Here is a 5182-nt window from a genome sequence, read left to right as displayed (position 1 = left end):
ACTTAAATACATAATGCCATCCTGAATATTACACTGCAATTGCATAGAACGCTTAAGTAGTGACTCCACACCCTCTGCGTTAATGTGCACCACCTGAAGGTTTTTAAAGCGCTGTAACTTTCCTTGTTGTTGCTCCCACCAGGTTTTTGCTTTGCGTTCATAGTATGTGTAGATCATAACTTGATCAGCACGGCCACAGGCTTTGCGAATTCTTTTCTCATCGGGTTGCCCTAAATCAATCCATATTTCAATATCACCTGTCAGTGCCTTTTGCCATAGCTCAGGCTCTTCATCATCTGCAAGCCCTTTGCTAAAGCTAAGTTGCTCATTGGCATTTGCTGCAAACGCAATAACACGTATCATAAAACGGAAATCTGTCTCTGACGGGTGCTGGGCAATGATTAGGTCGTGAGTTTGATAATAATGCCGGTCCATATCGGCAATATTAAGGGATATTTTATTGATCGTTGAGCTAATGGCCATAAGCAAAATTAAGTGATATTTATAGCTTGAATTTGCACCTCTTTAATTCTGCAGTGCAAACAAAATTTTACCCGCTTGAATAGTATGGGTTACTTTACCTTGCATCGTTGCCAGCCAGTAAGGCGTATTACGCCCCTGGCTTTGCCATGTTTCCGCATTGACCTGCCATTCTGTTGCAGGGTCAAACACACACACATCAGCCACATTTCCAATAGCGATAGAGCCTGAATTTATGCCTAAAATACGCGCTGGCTCTGAGGATAATTTAGCAATACCTTGAGATAATTCTATCGCCCCTTGTTCAACCAGACGTAATAACAAAGGCAAAACTGTTTCCAGCGAAGAGATCCCCGGCTCCGTTTCCGGAAATGCGCCCAGCTTGGCATCAATATTATGCGGCTGATGATCACTACAAATACTATCTATAGCTCCAGACTGTACTGCGGCTATTAAAGTACTTCTATCTTGCACACTACGTAACGGTGGCAATACATAATAATGGCTATCATAAGGCTGCATATCCTCATCCGTTAAGTGTAATTGGTGCATAGCGACATCAGCAGTAACAGGTAACCCTAACTGTTTTGCCTTGGCAATTAGAACAACCGAACGTGCGCAGCTTAAGCCACGAAAATGTACCCGACACCCCGTTTGCTCAATTAGTTCGATACATTGCATTAAGGCAATCGTTTCTGCGGCAACGGGAATCCCTGGTAGGCCATAGCGACTCGCCATTGCTCCTTCATGTGCACAGCCTTGATTGCTTAAAGCCTGTTCTTGCGGGCTATACATCAATAATAAATCATGTGTTGCTGCATATTCCATTGCCCGCCGTAAAACCAACAAGTCATGAATAGCCTCTTGTGCATGGCTTACAGCGACACAACCAGCTTGCTTTAATGCAAACATGGAACTTAATTCTTTGCCTGCTAATTTTTTAGTTAACGCTGCAACAGGATATATATGTGCATAAGCACACTGTTCTGCTTTATCTTTAATTAACTCCAGTACTGCAGGTGTATCAATAACAGGATTAGTGTCAGGTGGAATGCATAGACTAGTAAATCCGGCACTAGCTGCTGCCCGTGTTTCTGATAGTATGGTTGCTTTATGCGTCTGACCAGGTTCACGCAGGCGCGTGCTTAAGTCGATAAAACCGGGACAAACGACTTGTCCCTGTGCATCAACCCGATGTTGCGCAACAAAGCCTTCGGGGGCACTGCCGACACCAACAATTTCACCCTCAGCAATATACAGGTTCCCCTGTACATTCACTTCATTCATGGGATCTATAATCTGTCCATTTACAATTTCAATACGCATTATTCAGTCCCCGCATTGCTATGCATCGTCATTGACATAACAGCCATACGTACTGCTATCCCATTAGTCACTTGCTGTAAAATAACAGACTGCGGCCCATCGGCCACACTTGATGAAATTTCGACACCACGATTAATAGGTCCTGGATGCATGACTATCGCATCCTTATTAGCACACTTTAATTTATCATCCGATAAGCCAAAACATTTAAAATATTCACTTTCACTGGGTAGCAGAGCACTATTCATACGCTCTTTTTGTAAACGCAGCATAATAATGACATCAATATTCTTTAAGCCAGCCGCTAAATCATGATAAACCGTCACCCCCAGGCTTTCCACTTGTGCTGGTAATAAGGTCTTGGGGGCAATAACTCTAACCTCTTGCGCACCAAGAATATTCAAGGCATGAATCTGGGACCTGGCCACGCGCGAGTGCAAGATATCTCCGACTATGGCCACTCGAAGTCCTGAAAATTGCTGTTTTACTCGCCGAATCGTGAACATATCCAGCATCGCCTGTGTTGGATGTTCGTGCTGTCCATCTCCAGCATTAATAACACTGATATGTGGCGCTGCATGCTCAGCCATAAAATGAGCGGCACCACTTAATGAATGACGCACGACAAACATATCGACCTGCATCGCCTCTAGATTACGAATAGTGTCTAATAAGCTTTCTCCTTTAGACGTAGCGGAGGTCGCAATATTCATACTCAAAACATCGGCAGAAAGCCGGGATGCTGCAAGCTCAAAGGTCGCACGAGTACGGGTGCTATTCTCAAAGAACAAATTAACAATCGTTTTGCCACGCAATAAAGGAATTTTTTTAACCCGCTGCTCAGAAATATCTGCAAAAGATTCAGCCGTATCCAAAACTTCTGTTAGTAAGCTTTTATCCAGACCTTCAATACTTAAGAAATGTTTTAATTTTCCTGATGAATTTAATTGTAAATTCTTGATAGCAAGCATAAGCCCCTCCTAGGAAACTGTCTGAATTACCACACCTAATGGCTCAGACCCGGTTAGTTTAATACGCTGTCCGGCGATCAGATTTATCTCGGCACCAATACAATCAGGGCGAATAGGCACTTGTCGACCATTGCGTTCAATCAAAACTCCTAAAATAACTTGTCTAGGTCGCCCGTAGTCAAAAATCTCATTTAAAGCCGCCCGAATCGTGCGCCCGGTATAAAAAACATCGTCAATTAAAATAATATCTCGCCCTTCGACAGTTAAAGGCAATTTACTCTGCTTTACTTTAGGGTTGACACCAATTTGCGAAAAATCATCCCGATAAAAAGAAATATCCAGCAAACCCAAAGGCTCTTTAACCTTAAGACATTGATGTATTTTCTCTGCCACCCAGACTCCGCCCGAGTGAATACCAATAACAATGGGATTCTCGATCTGCCTTTGCTCTATTGCCTCAACAAGTGATGCCCCTAATTGATTAAGTAAAAGCGGAATTTCTATCTGATCAACTGTCATTATTACTTTGTTGGTTTAGCCAGGACTGAAGAATTAATTGTGCTGCGAGCTGATCCTGTACTTCCCACAGTTTACTTGCACTGACGTGAACATCATCATACAACATTTGTTTTGCCTCAAAGGTTGATAGGGCTTCGTCCATTTGAAACACTGGCAAATTAAAACGACCATTTAATTGCCGGCAGAATTTTAACATTCTTGGTGTAATGGGATTATCAGTACCATCAAATTGACGAGAGACACCTACAACCAGACCTTCAGGTTGCCACTCTTTAATTATTTGACTAATTTTTTCCCAGTTAGGAACCTGGTTAAGCGACCGAATAGTCTCTAGGGGGCTAGCTGTTTTAGTAGTTAATTGCCCCACTGCCATGCCTATTTTTTTATTGCCAAAATCAAACCCTAAATAACTGTCCGAATTTAACTTTGCCAGAACAGGATCCTGCTTATGCATGCCCGACCTGACTGCTTAATAAATTAATATCCAGACCCATTTTATTTGCTGCGGCACTCCAGCGCTTGTTAATTGGAGTATCAAACACAACCCCTTCATCATACTGGGTGCTCAACCAGGCATTACTTTTCATTTCTGTTTCCAGCTGATCGACACCCCACCCAGCATAACCCAAAGCAATCAAAAACTTTTTAGGCCCTTCTCCTTCAGCAATGGCTTTCAATATATCTCGCGATGTCGTTAAGGACAAGGTATCAGATACAGCAATACTAGATTCCCAAAGCTCATTAGAAGTATGGTGCAAAACAAAACCACGCTCTTGTTGTACGGGGCCACCAGAAAAAATGGGAATTTCCGCAATTTTATCACTGCTAGCAACAATGTCCATTTGCTCTAAAATATCGCCCAGAATCATTTCCATTGGATGATTAATCACTAGCCCTAATGCACCTTCGCTATTATGCTGACAGATAAATGTGACTCCATGGAAGAAATTAGGGTCTTTCAAGTTCGGCATTGCAATCAGCAATTGATTTTTAAAGGAGTCGATTTCTTGCATAAAAACTCTTGATTAATTTTTTAATAATGACAGGTCGCATCAAATTTTACAAAGCGTGCTGAACAAATGTTACACCCACTGCCACAAATCCGATTGTTGTGATAATAAAACTTATGGCTGTTAAAACCCTCCATATTTGTTTATTCCAAAAATCAGGGTCAAAAGCTGCAACGACAAAAACACTAGGGTTAGTAAACCCACCTATAGCGACACACCAACATGCAAAAACAGGCAGTTCAACACCGGAACCATAAAAGGCTAAATTGAATAGCGCCATAAGAGCATAATCTATATGTGCTCTAATCATGGTTTTATAATCAACTAAAAATTTTTCATCGATACCTTTAATTGGGAACCAGCGAGCAAATGTCATTAGCCATGCTGATAGTATGAGTGCTGTCATACAGGCAACTGCGCCTATTAATAGAATTTCCATAAGACCTCTTTAAACAAGAACATCATTAGCTGAAAGCATTATAAGATAGTTCTGACGAGAACTAAAAATACTGGCGTTATAAATATTAAAAAAGAGCATAAACAACCATAGTTTTTTAAGGTCAACCAGAATAACTTTATACTAAAAATTGGCCATCCAATTTGGTAACGATTATCTATTCGCCTCTACTAGAAAATATAAAGGAGCTAGTTAACTTGCATCTCCTACCACAATATATAGTGCCAGGGGGTTCTAACCCAATGGCATTAGCTTAAGCCATTACCCCCTTCGGTTAAGAGCCCGCACGAATGCAATCGCATGAGAAATCACTTTACCCATTTCAACTCTACATCTGAAGTTTCCCAATAATTATTTATGGTAAAATGAAAACTATGCTACAACTATATGAAAAAAATAGTCTTTTCATTCGTTTCAAA

At 41.3% G+C, this 5182-nt stretch carries 7 protein-coding genes; all 7 read right to left on the bottom strand.

Features of this window, described 5'->3' with window-relative positions; translation table 11 throughout:
- The coding region (locus CDZ78_RS17265; protein ID WP_087871100.1) for a YaeQ family protein at window positions 1-483 on the bottom strand (483 nt) is incomplete at its 3' end.
- A 42-nt stretch (window positions 484-525) separates the two neighbouring features.
- On the bottom strand, window positions 526-1806 hold the full coding sequence (locus CDZ78_RS17260; RefSeq protein WP_087871099.1) for a dihydroorotase: 1281 nt from the start codon (window positions 1804-1806) through the stop codon (window positions 526-528).
- Window positions 1806-2777, bottom strand: a complete 972-nt coding sequence (locus CDZ78_RS17255; RefSeq protein WP_087871098.1) for an aspartate carbamoyltransferase catalytic subunit — start codon at window positions 2775-2777, stop codon at window positions 1806-1808. The genes CDZ78_RS17260 and CDZ78_RS17255 overlap by 1 nt, the downstream gene beginning before the upstream one ends.
- A 9-nt stretch (window positions 2778-2786) precedes the next feature.
- Entirely contained in the window at window positions 2787-3296 is a 510-nt protein-coding gene (gene pyrR / locus CDZ78_RS17250) for a bifunctional pyr operon transcriptional regulator/uracil phosphoribosyltransferase PyrR (RefSeq protein ID WP_087871097.1), read from the bottom strand.
- Window positions 3286-3750, bottom strand: a complete 465-nt coding sequence (gene ruvX, locus CDZ78_RS17245; RefSeq protein ID WP_087871096.1) for a Holliday junction resolvase RuvX — start codon at window positions 3748-3750, stop codon at window positions 3286-3288. Before ruvX ends, pyrR begins: the two co-directional genes overlap by 11 nt.
- Window positions 3743-4309 carry a YqgE/AlgH family protein gene (locus tag CDZ78_RS17240; protein WP_087871095.1) on the bottom strand — a complete coding sequence of 189 codons (567 nt, stop codon included), beginning with the start codon at window positions 4307-4309 and terminating at the stop codon, window positions 3743-3745. The genes ruvX and CDZ78_RS17240 overlap by 8 nt, the downstream gene beginning before the upstream one ends.
- A 46-nt stretch (window positions 4310-4355) precedes the next feature.
- On the bottom strand, window positions 4356-4745 hold the full coding sequence (locus CDZ78_RS17235; protein ID WP_087871094.1) for a hypothetical protein: 390 nt from the start codon (window positions 4743-4745) through the stop codon (window positions 4356-4358).
- Window positions 4746-5182: the final 437 nt, after the last annotated feature.

It is taken from the genome of Bathymodiolus platifrons methanotrophic gill symbiont, assembly GCF_002189065.1.
GTDB lineage: Bacteria > Pseudomonadota > Gammaproteobacteria > Methylococcales > Methylomonadaceae > Methyloprofundus.
The sequence above is the reverse complement of the archived record's forward strand: the minus strand, read 5'-3'. Positions and strand labels throughout refer to the sequence as shown.

Excerpts from the sequence above, each read along its gene's own strand:
- CDZ78_RS17235 (WP_087871094.1), bottom strand. The coding sequence starts at position 4,745 with ATGGAAATTCTATTAATAGGCGCAGTTGCCTGTATGACAGCACTCATA.
- ruvX (WP_087871096.1), bottom strand. The coding sequence starts at position 3,750 with ATGCATAAGCAGGATCCTGTTCTGGCAAAGTTAAATTCGGACAGTTAT.
- CDZ78_RS17240 (WP_087871095.1), bottom strand. The coding sequence starts at position 4,309 with ATGCAAGAAATCGACTCCTTTAAAAATCAATTGCTGATTGCAATGCCG.
- CDZ78_RS17255 (WP_087871098.1), bottom strand. The coding sequence starts at position 2,777 with ATGCTTGCTATCAAGAATTTACAATTAAATTCATCAGGAAAATTAAAA.
- pyrR (WP_087871097.1), bottom strand. The coding sequence starts at position 3,296 with ATGACAGTTGATCAGATAGAAATTCCGCTTTTACTTAATCAATTAGGG.
- CDZ78_RS17260 (WP_087871099.1), bottom strand. The coding sequence starts at position 1,806 with ATGCGTATTGAAATTGTAAATGGACAGATTATAGATCCCATGAATGAA.